This window comes from Microbacterium sediminis, assembly GCF_004564075.1.
Lineage (GTDB): Bacteria > Actinomycetota > Actinomycetes > Actinomycetales > Microbacteriaceae > Microbacterium > Microbacterium sediminis.
Genome location: NZ_CP038256.1, coordinates 199,172 through 216,882 on the forward strand (window position 1 = coordinate 199,172; position 17,711 = coordinate 216,882).

Genomic DNA, 17,711 nt, shown 5'->3' on the forward strand with positions numbered 1-17,711 from the left:
CAGCAGCGGCGAGGGCTCATCCCTCCGCCCGGCCCGATCGCGCTCAGCGCCCGGTGAAGCGGGACAGGTAGCTGTCGGGCTCGGGGTCGTCGCCGCCGTAGCGCCGGGTGATGCCGGCGCGGAGCTCGGCGGTGAAGGGGCCGTCGCCGAGCGTGTTCTCGGTGAGAGCGAGCGCCTGCTCCGCGGCCGACTTCTGCGCGGTGCGGATGGTGTCGGTGAGCAGCTCGCCGAGGGTCTGCGGCGCCAGTTCCATCGCGGCATTGCCCAGCTCGATGCGGGTGACGGCGCCCTTCGCGGTCGCCACCACGGCCACCTCGCCGCGCGGAGAGCTGGCGCGGGCGGTGACGTCGTCGATCTCGCGCGACAGCCGGTGCACGGCCTCCTGCCGCCGTCGGGCCTGGTCCAGCTGCTGCTGCACGCGCTCGCGCGCCGCCGCGAGGCCGCTGAGGGGATCGGTCATGTTCACTCCTGGGTCAGTGCCACGATGTCTGCCCACGGGTAGGTGGGGAAGTACTTGTCGCGATCGTTCGTCTGGCTGCGCGACGCGTCGGCCTCCGTGATGCCGAGGTCGCTGCCGAGGAGGGCCGCCGGAAGCTCGTTCTCGAGTCGATCGCCGTACTGCGAGACGCCCCCGCCGGGCTTTGAGCACGCGGCGAGCGCGAGCAGGAGGAGAGTTGCCGTCAGCGCCCACGAGGCGCGTGCCGCCCGCCGAAGCGCGACGGTCATGAGTTCTCCAGGATCTCGAGGACGTCTGTCCAGGGCAGCGAGATATCGCCATCGGTCGCGTCTTCATCGATGTCGGGGGCGAGGGTCGTGAGGGCGGCGCTCGCGTCGAGAGGCGCCTCCACGCCCTCGATGAGGGAGTCGGCGTAGACGTACAGATAGCTGTAGTCGCCGGTGGCGTGATCGACGGCCGCTGCGAGGATGCTGCGCAGCTCGTCGGCGGTGATCTCGGCTCGGTCGAGGACGACCCAGACGTTGAGGTGGTAGTTGAAACCCGACATGGACGTGCCGGCGTCGGCCTCGACCACGCCGGTGACATCCTCCTCGATCGCGCCGGGAACGGCGCTGGCCGCCCCGCGCTGGGGAAGCAACGGCGAGCACGCGGCGAGGGCGAGAACGCCGACGAACGCGAGCGGCGCCAGTGCCCTGCGGAACCGGGTCACGGCGTCGTCTCCGTCTTGACGTGCTCGCTCTCCGAGAAGGTGTGCATCTGGTGATCGACGACCTCACCGCCGATGAGGCCCTCGAGCTCCGCCACCGCGGCCGCGTCGTCGCCGGTGAGGCCGGCCCGCCACGTGTTGACGCTGTCGGTGTAGTACTCGTTGTCGTGTGCCGTGAAGAGCCCACCCTCGTCGGGGTCGGGGAGGGTGATCGTGTGGTGCGAGTCAAGACCGGAGAGGAGACCCATGCCCGGGATGACCGCCGCGGGACCGCCGAAGTCGAGAAGCGGCACGGGGTCCGTGGCATGCTGGAATGCGTACACCGGGACGTCCGGTGGGAGCAGGAAGCCATCGATCGGGGCGCCGTTGGTGATGACGGCCTTCGCGTTGTAGGGCGAGCTGGCGGCGAGGTTCGCGGCCATGATGCCGCCCTGGCTGAACCCGGTCCAGACGACGTCGGCTCCCGCCGGCACGCCCGCGTCCTCCATCGCCTGCAGGACGGCCCGCTCGTACTGCGTCTTGAGGACGGGGTTCTCCATGATCATCAGGGCGATGTTGGAGTCGAAGTCGTTGGGGGCGCCGTAATCGGCGAGGAGCTCGTCGATGGGGGCGTCACCGAACACGGACTTGAGCGCGTTCCAATCCTGGGTCGACGGAAGCGACACGACGTAGTGCTGGTTGCCATCGGCACCCTCCACGAGCTTGATGTCCACGACCGCCCTCGCGGTGTGCCCCATGGCGTCGGTGTATCCGTTCTGCTGCACGAAATCGCCGAGCGTGTGCAGCTCGGTGACGGCGTTGGCGTCCTCCCAGGCCTCGCGTGCCTTGGCCTGCGCTGCGCTGTCGCCCTCGAGCTGGCTGGGCAGCAGCTCGGTGACGCGGGCGTCCTCCTGCAGGAGGGTCGCCAGGCCGGTTCCCACGAGGTATTGAAGCAGGCCCCCGGCTGCGAACGTGAAGGGCATGATGTCGGCGGCGCGATCGGCGATCTTCCGGATCGCCTCGTGCAGCAGGGGGAGGGCCGCCTGGATCAGCTGGATGAGGTTCTCGAAGGCCGAGAACATCGCTTCGATGAGCGCGCCGCAGGCCTCGATGAAGCCGATGGCGTGATCGATCAGCTCCTGCAGGGGGTTCACGCCGTCGAAGGGGTTGATCGTCGAGGCGATCGCGAACGGATCGGCGAGCGTGTCGACGAAGCCGGCGATCTCGGTGAGGGCGCCGAAGACGCCGTCGTACACCATCGTCGCGATCGACGCGGACAGCTCCATCGCCTCGGCGATGGCGGCGCAGAAGTCGGAGGTGAGCGAGAGCTGCTCGCGCAGCTCGGCGATGCGCTTCTCGAGCGCACGCGCCGCGCGTCCCTCCAGCACGTCGAGGGAATTGTCCGTGGCACGCAGGTCCTCTTCCACGGCCGCCACGCCACGCGCCACGGCGCGCCACTGATCGGACGAGGCCAGTGCGGCCGACTTGTTGCCCCGCAGCTCCTCCTCCCAGCGAGGGAGGGGATCGATGTAGTCCAGCGCCCATCCGAGCAGCCAGCTCGCGAGACCGCCTCCGCCGCCCGGGAGGGTGAAGTCGAGCCGGAACGACTCCGCGCCGCCGGGCGCCCACGATCCGCTCCGCAGGTCGCTGATCGCCGCGGCGGTCACAGCAGACGCTCCGCGGCGTCGATGTGGGCCTCGGCGCGGGTGTATGCGTCGCGGGCGTCGGCGTCGGCCCGCTGGAAGTCGGCGATCATGCCGCGCACGCCCGACGAGAGCTCCCCGGCGGCGGCCGACGACACGGTGAGCGCGTCGCTGCACCACTCCGGCAGCTGCGCGAAGACCTGGCCGAGGAACGCGTTGAGGATGCCGAACGAGTCGGTGGCGACGCTCGCGCGGCCGGCGGCGCCGGCCTGCGTTGCAAGGTCGTCCTTCGCTCCGGTGAGCGATGTGGCGGCCCGGTCAAGCACGCCGTAGTCGTATTCGATCTGCTCGCCCGCCATGGTCTCCCCCCCGGATCGCGGTTCCGGCGTCAGGCTAGCGCGCCGGATCGCGCCCGGGCGATGGGCACCAGTCCCCTCGTCAGAGGTAGGTGCGGGTGACCTGCTCGGCGAGGCCCGTGTAGGTCGCGGGGGTGAGGGCGAGCAGGCGCTCCTTGGCCTCGTCGCCGATGTCGAGCCCGCGCACGAACTCCGCGAGGTCCTCGGCGCCGACTCGGCGGCCGCGGGTGAGCTCCTTGAGCAGCGCGTACGGATCGGTGATCTGCGAGCGGCCGGCGACGACCTCCGCGCGCACGACCGTCTGGATCGCCTCGCCGAGCACCTCCCAGTTGCCGTCGAGGTCGGCCAGCAGCACGTCGCGCGAGAGCGAGATCTCGCCGAGGCCGCGCTGCAGGTTGTCGAGCGCCAGGAGCGAGTGGCCGAAGGCGACGCCGATGTTGCGCTGCGTGGTCGAGTCGGTGAGGTCGCGCTGCAGCCGCGAGGTGACGAGCGTCTGCGCGAGCGTCGTGAACAGGCCGCCGGCGATCTCGAGGTTCGCCTCGGCGTTCTCGAAGCGGATCGGATTGATCTTGTGCGGCATCGTCGACGATCCGGTGGCCCCCGCGACGGGGATCTGCGCGAAGTAGCCGAGGGAGATGTAGGTCCAGATGTCCTGCGCGAGGTTGTGCAGGATCCCGCCGGCGTGCTTGGCGGCGTCGTAGAGCTCGACCTGCCAGTCGTGCGACTCGATCTGCGTGGTGACGGGGTTAAACGTCAGCCCCAGGCGCTCGACGAACTCGCGCGCGATGTTCGGCCACGCCACCTGCGGCGCCGCGGCGAGGTGGGCGGACCACGTGCCGGTCGCGCCGGAGAACTTGCCGAGGTACTCGTTCTGCTCGAGGCGCTTGATCACGCGCTCGAGGCGCCACACGAACACGCCCAGCTCCTTGCCCATCGTGGTGGGGGTGGCGGGCTGGCCGTGCGTGCGCGAGAGCATCGCGGCGTCGGCGTGCTCGAGGGCGAGGCCGCGCAGGGTGGCCGCGACGTCCTTGAGCTTGGGCAGCCACACGAGCGTGACGGCGCGCTTGACGGTGAGCGCGTAGGCGAGGGAGTTGATGTCCTCGCTCGTGCAGCCGAAGTGCGTCAGCTCCGCGATCGCGTCGAGGCCGAGCTCCGCGAGGCGATCGCGCACGAGGTACTCGACGGCCTTCACGTCGTGGCGCGTCACGGCCTCCTTCTCGGCGAGCCAGTCGATCGCCTCCTGCCCGAAGGTCAGGTACAGCGCGCGCAGGCGCTGCTTGGTCTCAAGCGGCAGCGGCTGGCTGCCGAAGAGCGAGTGATCGGTGAGCGTGATGATCCACTCGACCTCCACCTCGACCCGGGCGCGGTTCAGACCCGCCTCGGACAGGTACTCGGCGAGCGGGGCGACGGCGGCGCGATAGCGGCCGTCGAGCGGGCTCAGGGGCTGGGGCGGGAAGTCGCTCACGGGAGTCCTCAGGATCGCGGACGGAGGGCCGGCTCGAGCTGCCGGAACAGCGCCCGACCGGATCGTTCGATCATACCGAGCACCTCGTCGAAGGCCGCGTCGTCGTCGTAGTACGGATCGGGCACGTCTCGCACGGTAGCCTCCGGGTCGAACGCGAGCAGCAGGGTGATCTTGTCGCGATCGTCCTCGGTGCGGGCCCACGTGCGCAGGATGCGCTCGTGGGTGCGGTCCAGCGCGACGACGAGGTCGTTGGCCTGGAAATCGCTCGTGCTGAACTGGCGCGCGCGGTGCAGCGAGCCGTCGTAGCCGCGCCGCTGCAGCGCCTCGACCGTGCGCCGGTCCGCCCGCTCGCCCACGTGCCAGTCGCCGGTACCGGCGCTGGTCGACACGATCCGGTCGCCGAGGCCCGCCGTCGTCGCCAGGTGGCGCAGCACGACCTCCGCCATGGGGGAGCGGCAGATGTTGCCGGTGCAGACGAAGACGACGCGGAACGCATCCGAGGAGGGCATGCGGCCATTCTCGCGGCGCGAGGGGCGCATGCCCAAGGCCGAACTCCCGCTCACAGCCGCGGGGGCGCGGCGCGGGATCCACAGATCGCCCCGGTCGGCCGATCCGGCCACCCCCGGGGCGTGATCGTGGGGGAATGAGCACGCATGACCTCTTCGGCACCGCCTCCATCGCGACGACCATCCTGCACCGCGCCGCCGACGATCTGCAGGTGGCGGCGCTCACCCTCGCGCAGGCCGCGCGCGTGGCCGTGTGGGAGTCCCCGGCGGGTGATCTGGCCAGGGAGCGGTTGCGGGAGCACGAGGAGCTCGCGCGGCGGCTCGAGGACCAGACCCTCGCCGCGGTGCAGGCGGTGTGGACGGTCGTCGCCAACGCGGAGAACTGAGATGGGGATCGAGATCCGCTCGGGCGGGGCGATCGCCGTCGATCCGGAGTCCCTCCGCGAGCTCGCGGCGCGGCTCGATCAGGCCGGCCGCTGGGTCGACTCGGGCGCGACCGGCGCGCGGACGGCGATCGACGTGCTGTGGCGCGCCCCGCAGCTCGGCCACGCGTGCTCGTGGCAGGTCGACCAGGTACAGCACCGGATGGTCGTCCTCACGCGCGATCTGGCCGATCTCGCCACGCGCGTGCGCACCACCGCCGACGCGTACGAGCTCGCCGACCTGATGTTCCAGCTCGAGCTGGCGGGGGCGTGGGACGACCCCTACGACGCGGAGGCCTTCGAGGCGCGCATGGCCCTCGACGCGCGCATCACCGAGCTCGCCCACGGCAACGAGGCGGCGTACGACGAGGCCAAGGAGCTGCTGAAGGACTGGCGGGAGGACTGGCTCGCCGAGGAGCAGTGGACCGAGGTGATCGAGTCGATGGTCGTCTTCGGCCCCGCGGCCGCCGCCACCGTGCGCATGCTCCTCGAAGCCAACCGCGGGGCGAGAACCGGCGTCATCCCCGCCGGTAACCGACTGCGCGGGACGCTGCCTCGGGTCATCGTGCGTCCGGTGATCTCCGGGGCCACGAAGGCGCCCAAAACCCTCGAGGGCGCCGTCACGCGCATCCCCGACAGCGACCAAGGCTCGCAGATCCGCGTCGAGAAGTACGCGATGGCCGACGGCACCTCGCAGTTCGTGGTCTACATCGGCGGCACGGCGCTGTCCGATGCCAACACGTTCGATTGGCCCTCGAACTTCGATCTCTACTTCGGGCGGTTCTCCGCCTCGTACGCCGCCACGGTGGCGGCGCTCGAGGACGCCGGTGCGAAGCCCGGTGACATCCTGCACACCTTCTCGTTCAGCCAGGGCGCGATGGTCGCGGCGCGACTCGTCACCGAGGGTGACTACCAGGTCAAGACCTACGTCGGTCTGGGCTCACCGGTCGACGCGATGATGGGCGAGGACACCCTGTCGATGCAGCTGCGTCATCGTGACGATCCGATCTCGCTGCTGTCGAACGGGGGCACGGCGGCCGGCACCGGCAACGACGGCAGCATCGTGGTCGAGCGACCGCTGCGGCCGGCCCACACGCTCGATTCCTACGCGTCGACGGCGGGGATGGTCGACGCGAGCGACGACGTGCGGGTCGAGGCCTTCCGGGAGGTGCTCGAGGGTCTGCGCCAGGACGCCGTGAGCGTCGAGTTCACCGAGTACCGCACCGACTACGCCGAGCGCCAGCTGGCCGGCGTGCCCGCCAAGTCCGGTGGCGCCTCGTCCGGTGGTGGCGTCAGCGGCTCTTCTTCGTCTGAGGACGGAGGATGATGCCGAAGAGCCAGTTGATGATGCTCAGCAGGATCCCCGCCAGCACGGCCGGCCAGAAGTCGCCGACGCCGAGCCCCCAGCCCCACGAGCTCGTGATCCACGCGGTGATCAGCAGCAGCACGCCGTTGAGCAGCAGCGAGATCAGCCCCAGCGTGAGGATGAACAGCGGGAACGCGACGATCTTGATGATCGTGCCGATGACGGTGTTCACCAGTCCGAACAGCGCGCCGAGCAGGGCGAGGGTGAGGACGAGCTGCAGGTCTCCTCCCGGCGCGAACGGCGTGACCGTGATCTGCAGGAAGGGGATCAGCGTCAGCACCCAGATGCCGAAGCCGTTCACGATCGATCGGATGAGGAAGCCCATGGCACCAGTGTGGCATCGCGCAGCGCGCGGGGGGAGAGCGCTCGGGCCAGCCTTCGTCGGATGAAAGCGCCGGCCGGAGCGCGGTGGCGGCCGTCCGCTCAGGCGAACACGGTGCCGAGGAGCCAGGTGAGACCGAAGCCGATCGCGAAGCCGAGGAGCATGGCGCCGCCCATCCAGGCGAGCTGCATGCCGACGTGCTCGCCCGGCATTCGCCCGTTCCACCGCGAGTCGGCACCGATCTGCTGCAGCGTGCCGGCATCGATGCGGCCGTCGATGAGCGCGACGTCGGCGGAGGCGAGGCGCACCGCCGCGAACGCGCGGTTGCCGAGCGACTCCCGCCACGACGCCGGCGCCAGCGCGAGGATGCGGCGCGCGCCGGCCTCGGTGAGCGCGTTCAGGACGACGACCCGGGCCGTGGGCTCGACCGCCGTCGGGTAGCCCGCGAGGAAGCCGGGCACCTTCGCGGCCGGACGGCTGCGCACGACGCGGGCGGGTGCGAACGCGCCCTCGGCGCCGGAGGCGGCGTAGGCCGCCGACACCGTCGCGAGCTCGCCCTGCAGCCGGCGGTTCTCGCGGAAGAACAGCGGCAGCCCGATCGCCAACGCCGAGACCATGACGAGGATCGCGACGAGCATCAGCGGCGGCAGGGCGGCGATGTCGCCGAGGACGTTCGTCGCCCAGATCGATCCGAACAGCAGGAACACGCCGAACTGAGCCCACGCGTTCAGCAGAACACTCGCGCGGAGCAGACGCAGATACATGCGAGCAACGTAGCGCGCTCGAGGCGTCGCGCTCCCGGGCAGATCTGCCCGTCGCGGTCGCCGCCATAGGATCGTCGGGTGACCAGCGAGCCCACCCTTCCCCGCATCCGGCCCGAGATCGCGGCGCTGCCGCCGTACAAGCAGGGCCGCCCGGCCGACGCGGGGGGCTTCAAGCTCTCGAGCAACGAGAACCCGTTCGATCCGCTGCCCGGCGTGGTGGAGGCGCTGCAGGCGCAGACGACCCTGAACCGGTACCCCGACGCGACCGCGGGGCGGCTGCGCGCGGCCCTCGGCGCGACCTACGGGGTGGACGCCGACGCCGTGCTCGTCGCGGCGGGCAGCGTCTCGCTGCTGGCGGCGTTCCTGCAGGCGGCCGCCTCGACGGGCGACGAGGTCGTGTACGCGTGGCGCTCGTTCGAGGCGTACCCCGGGCTGGTTCTCGTGGCCGGCGCCACGAGCGTGCCGGTCCCGAACCGGCCCGACGGCGGTCACGATCTCGACGCGATGGCGGCCGCGGTCACGGAGCGCACTCGCTGCATCCTGCTGTGCACCCCGAACAACCCGACGGGACCGGTGATCACGAGCGAGGAGTTCGCGGCGTTCGTGGCGCGCGTGCCGAGCGACGTGCTGATCCTCCTCGACGAGGCGTATGCCGAGTTCGTCACCGACCCCGCGGCGGTGAACGGTCTGGGCGAGCGGGTGTTCGAGGCGCACCCCAACGTTGTCGTGCTGCGCACCTTCTCCAAGGCCTATGGCCTGGCGGCACTTCGCGTGGGATACGCGATCGGCCACCCGCGCGTGCTCGACGGCGCCCGGGCCACGATGATCCCGCTGTCGGTCACGGCGCAGGCCGAGGCCGCCGGCGTGGCGAGCCTCGAGCACCGCGCCGAGATGGCCGAGCGGGTCGCGGTGATCGTCGACCGGCGCGAGCGGCTGGTGGCCGGCCTGCGCGAGGCCGGCTGGGACGTGCCCGACACGCAGGCGAACTTCGTGTGGCTGCCCACCGCCGACCCGGCCGTGGCCGCGGCCTTCGACGCCGCGGGCCTCATCGTGCGGCCGTTCCCCGAGGGCGTGCGCATCTCGGTGGGCGAGGAGGAGTCGCTCGAGCGCATCCTCGAGGTCGCCCGCTCGCTGCGCTGAGCCGCCGACAGGCGCCGGTGCGCCGCCGTCAGCGCCGGCGCACCAGGCCGGGGAAGTGCTCCTCGCGGTACTCGGCCGAGAAGTCCGTCTCGGGGTCCTCCTCGCGCGCCCGCAGCTCGACGCGGCGGATCTTGCCCGAGATCGTCTTCGGCAGCTCGAAGAACTCCACGCGGCGCACCCGCAGGTAGGGTGCGAGGTTCTCGCGGCAGTGCCGCAGGATGCTCTCCGCCACCTCCGCGCTCGCCTCGTGTCCGGGCGCGAGGGCGATGTACGCCTTCGGCACCGCGAGGCGCACCGGGTCCGGCGCCGGCACGACGGCCGCCTCGGAGACCGCCGGATGCGCGATGAGCACCGACTCGAGCTCGAACGGGCTGATCTTGTAGTCGCTGGCCTTGAAGACGTCGTCGGTGCGGCCGATGTAGGTGATGTATCCGTCCTCGTCCCGTGCCGCCACGTCGCCCGTGCGGTAGTAGCCGCCGCGCGTGGCCGCCGCCGTGCGATCGGGGTCGCCCCAGTAGCCGGTCATGAGCGGCAGCACCGGCTGCGACAGGTCGAGGCCGAGCTCGCCCTCGCCGACGCCCGCCACGGGCTCGCCCGTCGCGGTGTCGAGCAGCACGACGGGGTAGCCCGGCAGGGGTCGGCCCATCGACCCGGGCTTGAGCGGCGATCCGGGGGTGTTGCCGATCTGCGCCGTGGTCTCGGTCTGCCCGAAGCCGTCGCGGATCGTCAGCCCCCACGCCCGCTCCACGCGCGAGATCACCTCGGGGTTCAGCGGCTCACCGGCCGAGAGCAGCTCGCGCAGCGCCGGCGGGCGCTCGCCGAGGTCGGCGCCGATGAGCATGCGCCACACGGTGGGCGGGCCGCAGAACGTGTTCACCTCGCGGCGGCGCAGCTCGGCGAGCAGCGCGGCGGCGTCGAAGCGCGCGTAGTTGTAGACGAAGATCGTCGCCTCGGCGATCCAGGGCGCGAAGAAGCTGCTCCAGGCGTGCTTGCCCCAGCCGGGCGATGAGATGTTCAGGTGCGTGTCGCCGGGGCGCACGCCGATCCAGTACATCGTCGACAGGTGGCCGACGGGGTACGACACCTGCGAGTGCTCGACGAGCTTGGGCTTCGACGTCGTGCCCGACGTGAAGTAGCGCAGCAGCGGATCGGTCGTCTTCGTGCGCGGGTGCGGCAGCGGCGCCCAGGGCCGCTCGGCGGCCGCGCGCAGATCGGTCCAGCCCTCGGCGGTGCCCACGCTGAAGCGCGCGAATCCGCTCAGCTCGTCGAACTTGCCCGTGTCGGCGGCGTTGCAGATGACGGCGCGCACGTCGCCGCGCGTCACGCGGTCGGCGAGGTCGGCGGGACCGATCGCGACGGTGGTGGGCAGGATGACGGCGCCGAGCTTCATCAGCGCGAGCATGGACTCCCACATCTCCACCTGATTGCCGAGCATGAGCATCACGGGGTCGCCGGCGCGCACGCCCTGCTCCGCAAGCCAGGCGGCGAGCACGTCGGAGTCCCGCGACAGCTCGGCGAACGACCTCTCGAGCGAGGAGCCGTCCTCCTCCACGATCACGAGGGCGGGGGTGTCGTTGCCCTCGGCGATGCGGTCGAACCAGTCGACGGCCCAGTTGAACTCGTCACCGAGGTCGGGCCAGCGGAAGGCGGTGGCGGCGGCGGCATGGTCGTCGGCCAGGCTGAGCAGGTGGTCGCGCGCGGCGCGGTAGATGTCGGTGACGCCCATTCGACGACCCTATTCCCGCCAGGCATCCCCGCTGCCGCATACGACTGTGGGAATCCACCATCGGATTCGCGGAGGCGTTGTCGGGAGTGCCGCACCGCCCTTTCGGACGCCCGGACATAGCGTGGGACGGTGACCTCGGCGTGGAATGAGACAGACGACGGCCTCGTGCGCATTCTCGGCGCCGACGGCGTGATCGCACCCACAGCGGCGGCGGAGCGGTACCTGCCGGTGATCGACGCCCTCGACGACGCGACACTCGAGACGTTCTACCGCGACATGGCGGTCGTGCGGGCGTTCGACCGCCAGGCGACGCTGCTGCAGCGGCAGGGCCAGCTCGCGCTCTGGCCGCCGTCGCACGGCCAGGAGGCGGCCCAGGTGGGATCGGCCCGCGCCGCGCGCCCGCAGGATCACATCTTCCCGTCGTACCGCGAGCACGTGGTGTGCACGATCCGCGGCGTCGATCCCGTCGACATCATTAAGCTCATGCGCGGCGTGAGCCACGGCGGCTGGGACCCGACGGACCCCAAGAACGGCCGCACCCGCATCTACACGCTCGTGCTCGGGTCGCAGACGCTGCACGCGACCGGCTTCGCGATGGGGCTCGCCTTCGACGGCAAGTCCGGCACGGGAGACGCCGAGGCCGACGAGGCCGTCATGGTCTACTACGGCGACGGCTCGTCCAGCCAGGGCGACGTGCACGAGGCGATGGTCTTCGCCAACAGCTACCGCACGCCCGAGGTGTTCTTCCTCCAGAACAACCAGTGGGCGATCTCGGTGCCCGTCTCGACCCAGTCGCCGGTGCCGCTGGCCGATCGCGCCCGCGGCTACGGCATGGAGAGCATCCGCATCGACGGCAACGACGTGCTCGCGAGCTACGCCGTCACCCGGCTCGCGCTCGACGACGCCCGCTCCGGCGACGGACCGCGCGCCATCGAGGCCGTCACCTACCGCATGGGCGCCCACACCACCAGCGACGACCCGACGAAGTACCGCACGAGCGACGAGGAGGAGAGCTGGGCGCGGCGCGATCCGATCGAGCGCATGCGCGTCTACCTCCGCTCGCGCGGCGCGGCCGACGCGTTCTTCGCCGACGTCGACGCCGAGGCCGCGGCCTTCGCCGAGGACGTCCGGGTGCGCACGCTCGCACTGGAGGGCCCGTCGCCGGAGTCGATGTTCGCGCACGTGTACAGCGACCCGCATCCGCTCATGACCGAGCAGGCGGCGTGGCTGGCCGACTATGAGGCGTCGTTCGAGGGAGCGGGCGAGTGACCGTCGAGGTGATGACGTTCGGCAAGGCGCTCAACGCCGGCCTGCGCAAGGCGATGGCCGACAGCGACCGCGTGCTCATGATGGGCGAGGACATCGGCCGGCTCGGCGGCGTCTTCCGCGTGACCGAGGGCCTGCTCGCCTCGTTCGGTGAGCGGCGCGTGCTCGACACGCCCCTGGCCGAGTCCGGCATCGTCGGCACGGCGATCGGCCTGGCGATGGGCGGCTTCCGCCCCGTGGTCGAGATCCAGTTCGACGGCTTCGTCTTCCCGGCCTTCGACCAGATCACCACGCAGCTGGCCAAGCTCACCAATCGCCACGAGGGCGCGCTGTCGCTGCCGGTCGTCATCCGCATCCCTTACGGCGGGCACATCGGAGCCGTCGAGCACCACCAGGAGAGCCCTGAGGCGTACTTCGCGCACACCCCCGGCCTGCGCGTGGTGTCGCCGTCGACGCCCAACGACGCCTACTGGATGATCCAGGACGCGATCGCCTCGAACGATCCCGTGATCTTCATGGAGCCGAAGTCGCGCTACTGGCACAAGGGCGAGATCGACCTGGCCTCGCGCGCCATGCCGCTGCACGGCAGCCGCGTGGTCCGCAAGGGCGGCGACGTCACGCTCGTGGGGCACGGGGCGATGGTCACCACGCTGCTGCAGGCGGCCGCGCTCGCCGAGGCCGAGGGCACCAGCTGCGAGGTGATCGACCTGCGCTCGCTGTCGCCGATCGACTACGGCCCGCTGCTCGACTCGGTGCGCCGGACCGGCCGCATGGTCGTGGCGCAGGAGGCGCCCGGACACGTCAGCGTCGGCAGCGAGATCGCCGCCACGGTGACCGAGCGTGCCTTCTACTCGCTCGAGGCGCCCGTGATCCGGGTGTCCGGTTTCGATGTGCCGTTCCCTCCCGCCAAGCTGGAGGGGACGTACCTGCCCGACGCCGACCGCGTGCTCGAGGCCGTCGACCGGGCCCTGGCCTACTGATTTCGGAGGGAATCGGATGCAGACGTACAACCTGCCCGACGTGGGCGAGGGACTGACCGAGGCCGAGATCGTCCAGTGGCACGTCAAGCCCGGCGACACCGTGGCCGTCAACGACGTGGTCGCGGAGATCGAGACCGCCAAGTCGCTCGTGGAGCTGCCGTCGCCGTACGCCGGCACGGTGGCCGAGCTGCTCGTCGCCGAGGGCGACACGGTGGATGTCGGCACGCCGATCCTCGCGGTCGCGGGCGCCGATGACCAGCCGGCGCCCACCGCGCCCTCCGACCCGGCCCCCGCCGCGGCGGACGCGGGCGGTTCGGTGCTCGTGGGATACGGCACCGGGGGAGAGGTCAAGACCCGCCGCCGCAAGCCGCGGCACGAGGTCGCCGTCGCGTCGTCGGTCGGCGTGGTCGCCAAGCCCCCGATCCGCAAGCTCGCCCGCGACCTGGGCATCGACCTCGCCGATGTGACGGCGAGCGGCCCGGCCGGCGAGGTCACCCGCGACGACGTGCTCCGGCACGCCGAGCAGGCCAAGGTGTTCCGCAACCTCGAGACGCCGCAGTGGCCGACCGAGCGCGAGCGCCGCATCCCCGTGGCGCCCGCGAGCACCGACGACCGGTACGAGACGATCCCCGTCAAGGGCGTGCGCAAGGCGACCGCCAACGCGATGGTGGGCTCGGCCTACACCGCGCCGCACGTGTCGGTGTGGACCGACGTCGACGCCAGCCGCACGATGGAGTTCGTCAAGCGCCTCAAGCAGCAGCCGCAGTTCGCCGACGTGCGCGTCTCGCCGCTGCTCGTGTTCGCCAAGGCCCTGCTGTGGGCCGTGCAGCGCACGCCCGAGATCAACTCCGCGTGGGTCGACACCGAGCAGGGCGCTGAGATCCACGTGCGCAACTACGTCAATCTCGGCATCGCGGCCGCGACCCCGCGCGGCCTGCTCGTGCCCAACATCAAGGACGCGCACGCGCTCTCGATGCGCGAGCTCGCCGTCGCCCTGCAGAACCTCACGCAGACGGCGCGAGACGGGAAGACCACGCCCGAGGACCAGCAGGGCGGCACGATCACGATCACGAACATCGGCGTGTTCGGGATGGACGCCGGCACGCCGATCATCAACCCCGGCGAGGCCGGAATAGTGGCCATGGGGGCGATCCGTCAGAAGCCGTGGGTCGTCGACGGCGAGGTGCGCCCCGCGTGGGTCACGACCGTGTCCGGCTCGTTCGACCACCGCATCGTCGACGGCGACAAGATCAGCCGCTTCATCGCCGACATCGCCGCCGTCCTCGAGGAGCCCGCGCTGCTGCTCGACTGATCGCCGGGATGTGCGATTTTGAGAACCGTTATCGTTCGCGTAGGGTTCTCGCATGACCCGTCGTGTGCTGCCCGTGATCTCGCTCATCGCCCTCTCCGGGATCGCTCTCGCCGGCTGTGCCGGAACCGATGCGGAGGGCGCGGAGTCCGGCGGCGTGACGATCGTCGCCTCGACGAGCGTGTACGCCGACCTTGCGAGCGCGGTCGTCGGCGACGCGGTCGAGGTGACCGCGATCATCGACTCGGCCACCCAGGACCCGCACGAGTACGAGGCGAGCGCGCGCGACCAGCTCGCGGTCGACGAGGCTGACCTCGTGATCCTCAACGGCGGCGGATACGACCACTTCATGGAGGACGCCGTGGCCGCCGCCGGCGTCGCGCACGTCGTGACCGCGGTGGAGTACAACCACGACTACCCCGGCGCCGAGGGCGAGGAGCACTCGGAAGACGAGCGCGCCGAGGACGAGGAGCACGCCGAGGACGAGGAGCACGGCGAGCACGAGCACCACCACATCGAGGGCTTCAACGAGCACGTCTGGTACGACCCGCACACGATCGTGCACGTCGTCGAGGCGATCGCCGAGCAGGTCGGGGAGCTCGTGCCCGACGAGGTCGAGGCCTTCGAGGCGAACGCCGCCGAGCTGATCGCGCAGATCGAGGGGCTCGAGACGAGCCTCGACGAGATCGCGGCCGCGCACGAGGGCGAGACGGTGTTCTTCACCGAGCCCGTGGGCGGATACCTCGCCGCGGCGGCCGGACTCGACGACATCACGACCGAGGGCTTCGCCGAGGCCGTGGAGGAGGGTCAGGACGTCGCGCCGGCCACGCTCCTGGCGGCGACCGAATCGATCTCGGGTGGTGAGGTCGACGTGATCGTCGCGAACACGCAGACCGGCGGCCCCGAGACGCAGGCGGTGCTGGACGCGGCGGAGGCGGCGGGCGTGCCGATCGTCGAGTACGGCGAGACGCTGCCCGACGGCGAGACCTACGTCACCTGGATGCAGGCCAACATCGACGCCCTCGCCGACGCCCTGGCCTGACGAATCCGCAAGTCTCTGCCAAGTCCGCGCCACCGAACGCCCGGATTCGGCAGAGACTTGCGGACTTGGGCTCCGAGAACCGTTATCAGAATCACCGATAAGCTGGTCGGATGACCGATCCCCTGCTCGAGATCCGCGGCGCGGCGCTGCGGCTGCGAGGGCGCGAGCTGTGGTCCGGGCTCGACCTCGACGTGCGCCCCGGCGAGTTCATCGCCGTGCTCGGCCCGAGCGGCTCGGGCAAGACCACGCTGATGCGCGCGATCCTGGGCCTGCGCGAGCTGAGCGAGGGGTCGATCCGCGTGGCCGGGCAGCCCGCGCGCCGCGGCAACCGGCGCATCGGCTACATCCCGCAGCAGCTGCCCTTCCCCGCCGACACGAGCCTGCGCGCCCGTGACCTCGTGGGACTCGGCATCAACGGCGCCCGCTTCGGCCTGCCGATCCCGCCGCGCGGGGCGCGCGCCCGCGTCGACGCGCTGCTGGAGGCCGTGGGCGCCACCGGCTACGCCGACAGCCCCGTGGGTCGTCTCAGCGGCGGCGAGCAGCAGCGGCTGCGGGTGGGCCAGGCCCTCGCCGACGATCCCCGCCTGCTGCTGTGCGACGAGCCGCTGTCGAGCCTGGATCTCGCCAATCAGCAGGCGGTCACGGCGATCATCGAGGCGCAGCGGGCCAAGGGCGCCGCCGTGCTCTTCGTCACGCACGACGTGAACCCGATCCTCAATAAGGTCGACCGCATCCTCTACATCGCCGGCGGCCGGTTCATGCTCGGCACCCCGGCCGAGGTGCTGCAGACCAGCGTGCTCAGCGACCTGTACGGCGCGCCCGTGCACGTGCTGCGCGCGGGCAGCCAGCTCGTCGTCGTGGGCATCCCCGACGCCGATCCGCATCACGCCCACGAGCACGAGCACGACCACGAGGCGCACGCATGATCCGGCCCGCGCTCGACTGGGGCGACGTCATCTCGTTCCAGGACTACGACAAGCTGCTCGCGCTCGTCTCGAACTCCCTCATCGCCGGTGCCGTGCTCGGCATCGTGGGCGGGCTGATCGGCATCTTCATCATGCAGCGCGACATGGCGTTCGCCGTCCACGGCGTGAGCGAGCTGTCGTTCGCGGGCGCCGCCGCCGCGCTGCTGTTCGGGGGATCGGTCGTCGCGGGGTCGCTCGCCGGTGCGGTCGCCGCCGCGCTGCTGATCGGCCTGCTCGGCTCTCGGGCGCGGGATCGCAACTCGATCGTCGGCGTGCTGATGCCGTTCGGCCTGGGCCTGGGCATCCTCTTCCTGTCGCTGTACGAGGGGCGCAGCGCCAACCGGTTCAGCCTGCTGACCGGGCAGATCATCTCCGTCACCACGCCGGACCTCGGCTGGCTGATCGGGATCTCGGTGGCCGTGCTCGTCGCGCTCGTGCTCGTGTGGAACCCGCTCCGGTTCGACTCGCTCGACCCCGACTCCGCCGCCGCCCGCGGCGTGCCGTCGACGGCGATCAGCATGCTGTTCATGCTCCTCATGGGGCTCGTGGTCGCCGTGGCGGTGCACATCATCGGCGCGCTGCTCGTGATGGCGCTGCTCGTGACCCCGGCCGCCGCCGCCATGAAGGTCGTGCACGGGCCGCTGTCGGTGCCGCTGCTGTCGGCGCTGTTCGGCTTCGTGTCGGCCGTGGGCGGCATTCTCCTGGCGATCGCCGGCACGCTGCCGGTGAGCCCGTACATCACCTCGATCTCGTTCCTCATCTACGTGGTGTGCCGGGTGATCGCGTGGTCGCGCGACCGGGCGGTGCGCGGCCGTACCCAGCGGGCTCTGAACCCCGCGGAATAGGATCGACGCATGGCTCAGCGGAACACGTGGCAGCGCGAGCGGGTACGCGGCGCGCTCGCCGAGGCCGACGGCTTCGTGAGCGCCCAGACGCTGCACCAGTCCCTGCGGGAGGCGGACACGGGCATCGGCCTGGCCACCGTCTACCGCACCCTCGCCGGGCTCACCGCCGCGGGCGAGGCCGACTCGCTGCAGAGCCCCGACGGCGAGGCGCTGTATCGCGCGTGCCGCAGCACCGGCCACCACCACCACCTCATCTGCCGCTCGTGCGGCAAGGCCGTCGAGATCGAGGCGACCGCCGTCGAGCAGTGGGCCCGCGACACCGCGGCCGCGCACGGCTTCGTCGACGCCGAGCACGTCGTCGACATCTTCGGCCTCTGCCAGGACTGCGCCGCGAAGGCGTGACCCGCCCGCTCGCCCGAGCCCGTCGATGCACACCGAAGGCACACCGAGCG

20 protein-coding genes are annotated in these 17,711 nt (G+C 71.3%); 10 read left to right on the top strand and 10 right to left on the bottom strand.

The features are described from left to right. Positions 1-43: 43 nt before the first annotated feature. From E3O41_RS14055 to E3O41_RS00995, 7 genes are all read right to left on the bottom strand, one after another. On the bottom strand, positions 44-460 hold the full coding sequence (locus E3O41_RS14055; protein WP_067026468.1) for a YbaB/EbfC family nucleoid-associated protein: 417 nt from the start codon (positions 458-460) through the stop codon (positions 44-46). A gap of 2 nt (positions 461-462) precedes the next feature. After that, the gene (locus E3O41_RS14060; protein WP_067026470.1) at positions 463-726 is read right to left on the bottom strand and encodes a hypothetical protein; all 264 of its coding nucleotides are present in this window, start codon (positions 724-726) and stop codon (positions 463-465) included. Then, positions 723-1,166 (bottom strand): hypothetical protein, encoded by a 444-nt coding sequence (locus E3O41_RS14065; protein WP_067026471.1) that lies wholly within the window; start codon positions 1,164-1,166, stop codon positions 723-725. Before E3O41_RS14065 ends, E3O41_RS14060 begins: the two co-directional genes overlap by 4 nt. Continuing rightward, positions 1,163-2,809 (bottom strand): alpha/beta hydrolase, encoded by a 1,647-nt coding sequence (locus E3O41_RS00980; RefSeq protein ID WP_067026473.1) that lies wholly within the window; start codon positions 2,807-2,809, stop codon positions 1,163-1,165. The genes E3O41_RS14065 and E3O41_RS00980 overlap by 4 nt, the downstream gene beginning before the upstream one ends. Then, complete coding sequence (locus E3O41_RS00985) at positions 2,806-3,144, bottom strand: hypothetical protein (RefSeq protein ID WP_135011813.1); 339 nt, start codon at positions 3,142-3,144, stop codon at positions 2,806-2,808. Before E3O41_RS00985 ends, E3O41_RS00980 begins: the two co-directional genes overlap by 4 nt. Before the next feature lie 79 nt (positions 3,145-3,223). After that, entirely contained in the window at positions 3,224-4,606 is a 1,383-nt protein-coding gene (purB, locus tag E3O41_RS00990; RefSeq protein ID WP_135011815.1) for an adenylosuccinate lyase, read from the bottom strand. A gap of 8 nt (positions 4,607-4,614) precedes the next feature. Continuing rightward, a complete protein-coding gene (locus E3O41_RS00995) occupies positions 4,615-5,115 on the bottom strand; it encodes a low molecular weight protein-tyrosine-phosphatase (RefSeq protein ID WP_067026481.1) in 501 nt (166 codons plus the stop codon). 134 nt (positions 5,116-5,249) lie between these two features. On the opposite strand from E3O41_RS00995, the gene E3O41_RS01000 reads away from it, so the two are divergent. Both E3O41_RS01000 and E3O41_RS01005 read left to right on the top strand, forming a co-directional pair. Further along, positions 5,250-5,498, top strand: coding sequence for a hypothetical protein (locus tag E3O41_RS01000; RefSeq protein ID WP_067026483.1), 249 nt, complete (start codon positions 5,250-5,252; stop codon positions 5,496-5,498). A gap of 1 nt (position 5,499) precedes the next feature. After that, entirely contained in the window at positions 5,500-6,861 is a 1,362-nt protein-coding gene (locus E3O41_RS01005) for a hypothetical protein (protein ID WP_067026485.1), read from the top strand. On the opposite strand, the gene E3O41_RS01010 is transcribed toward E3O41_RS01005, so the two are convergent. Together E3O41_RS01010 and E3O41_RS01015 are read right to left on the bottom strand one after the other, a co-directional pair. Continuing rightward, on the bottom strand, positions 6,827-7,225 hold the full coding sequence (locus tag E3O41_RS01010; protein ID WP_067026486.1) for a phage holin family protein: 399 nt from the start codon (positions 7,223-7,225) through the stop codon (positions 6,827-6,829). The two genes, E3O41_RS01005 and E3O41_RS01010, sit on opposite strands and share 35 nt — an antisense overlap. 98 nt (positions 7,226-7,323) lie before the next feature. Beyond that, complete coding sequence (locus E3O41_RS01015) at positions 7,324-7,986, bottom strand: hypothetical protein (protein ID WP_067026488.1); 663 nt, start codon at positions 7,984-7,986, stop codon at positions 7,324-7,326. Between the two features lie 78 nt (positions 7,987-8,064). On the opposite strand from E3O41_RS01015, the gene E3O41_RS01020 reads away from it, so the two are divergent. Then, on the top strand, positions 8,065-9,126 hold the full coding sequence (locus E3O41_RS01020; protein WP_135011817.1) for a histidinol-phosphate transaminase: 1,062 nt from the start codon (positions 8,065-8,067) through the stop codon (positions 9,124-9,126). Between the two features lie 28 nt (positions 9,127-9,154). Here E3O41_RS01020 and E3O41_RS01025 read toward each other — a convergent pair whose 3' ends face one another. Beyond that, complete coding sequence (locus tag E3O41_RS01025; protein ID WP_135011819.1) at positions 9,155-10,852, bottom strand: AMP-binding protein; 1,698 nt, start codon at positions 10,850-10,852, stop codon at positions 9,155-9,157. 129 nt (positions 10,853-10,981) lie between these two features. Here E3O41_RS01025 and E3O41_RS01030 point away from each other — a divergent pair, with 129 nt between their 5' ends. The 7 genes from E3O41_RS01030 to E3O41_RS01060 all read left to right on the top strand — a co-directional run bounded on the left by E3O41_RS01030 (position 10,982) and on the right by E3O41_RS01060 (position 17,661). Beyond that, positions 10,982-12,121, top strand: a complete 1,140-nt coding sequence (locus tag E3O41_RS01030; RefSeq protein ID WP_244927253.1) for a thiamine pyrophosphate-dependent enzyme — start codon at positions 10,982-10,984, stop codon at positions 12,119-12,121. 11 nt (positions 12,122-12,132) lie between these two features. Further along, complete coding sequence (locus E3O41_RS01035; RefSeq protein WP_067026765.1) at positions 12,133-13,098, top strand: alpha-ketoacid dehydrogenase subunit beta; 966 nt, start codon at positions 12,133-12,135, stop codon at positions 13,096-13,098. 16 nt (positions 13,099-13,114) lie between these two features. Beyond that, entirely contained in the window at positions 13,115-14,410 is a 1,296-nt protein-coding gene (locus E3O41_RS01040; RefSeq protein WP_067026493.1) for a dihydrolipoamide acetyltransferase family protein, read from the top strand. 52 nt (positions 14,411-14,462) lie between these two features. Next, positions 14,463-15,449, top strand: coding sequence for a metal ABC transporter solute-binding protein, Zn/Mn family (locus E3O41_RS01045; RefSeq protein ID WP_179954881.1), 987 nt, complete (start codon positions 14,463-14,465; stop codon positions 15,447-15,449). A 110-nt stretch (positions 15,450-15,559) separates the two neighbouring features. Further along, positions 15,560-16,375 carry a metal ABC transporter ATP-binding protein gene (locus tag E3O41_RS01050; protein WP_067026496.1) on the top strand — a complete coding sequence of 272 codons (816 nt, stop codon included), beginning with the start codon at positions 15,560-15,562 and terminating at the stop codon, positions 16,373-16,375. Beyond that, complete coding sequence (locus E3O41_RS01055) at positions 16,372-17,259, top strand: metal ABC transporter permease (protein WP_067026498.1); 888 nt, start codon at positions 16,372-16,374, stop codon at positions 17,257-17,259. The genes E3O41_RS01050 and E3O41_RS01055 overlap by 4 nt, the downstream gene beginning before the upstream one ends. Before the next feature lie 9 nt (positions 17,260-17,268). Next, on the top strand, positions 17,269-17,661 hold the full coding sequence (locus tag E3O41_RS01060; protein WP_067026500.1) for a Fur family transcriptional regulator: 393 nt from the start codon (positions 17,269-17,271) through the stop codon (positions 17,659-17,661). Positions 17,662-17,711 lie beyond the last annotated feature (50 nt).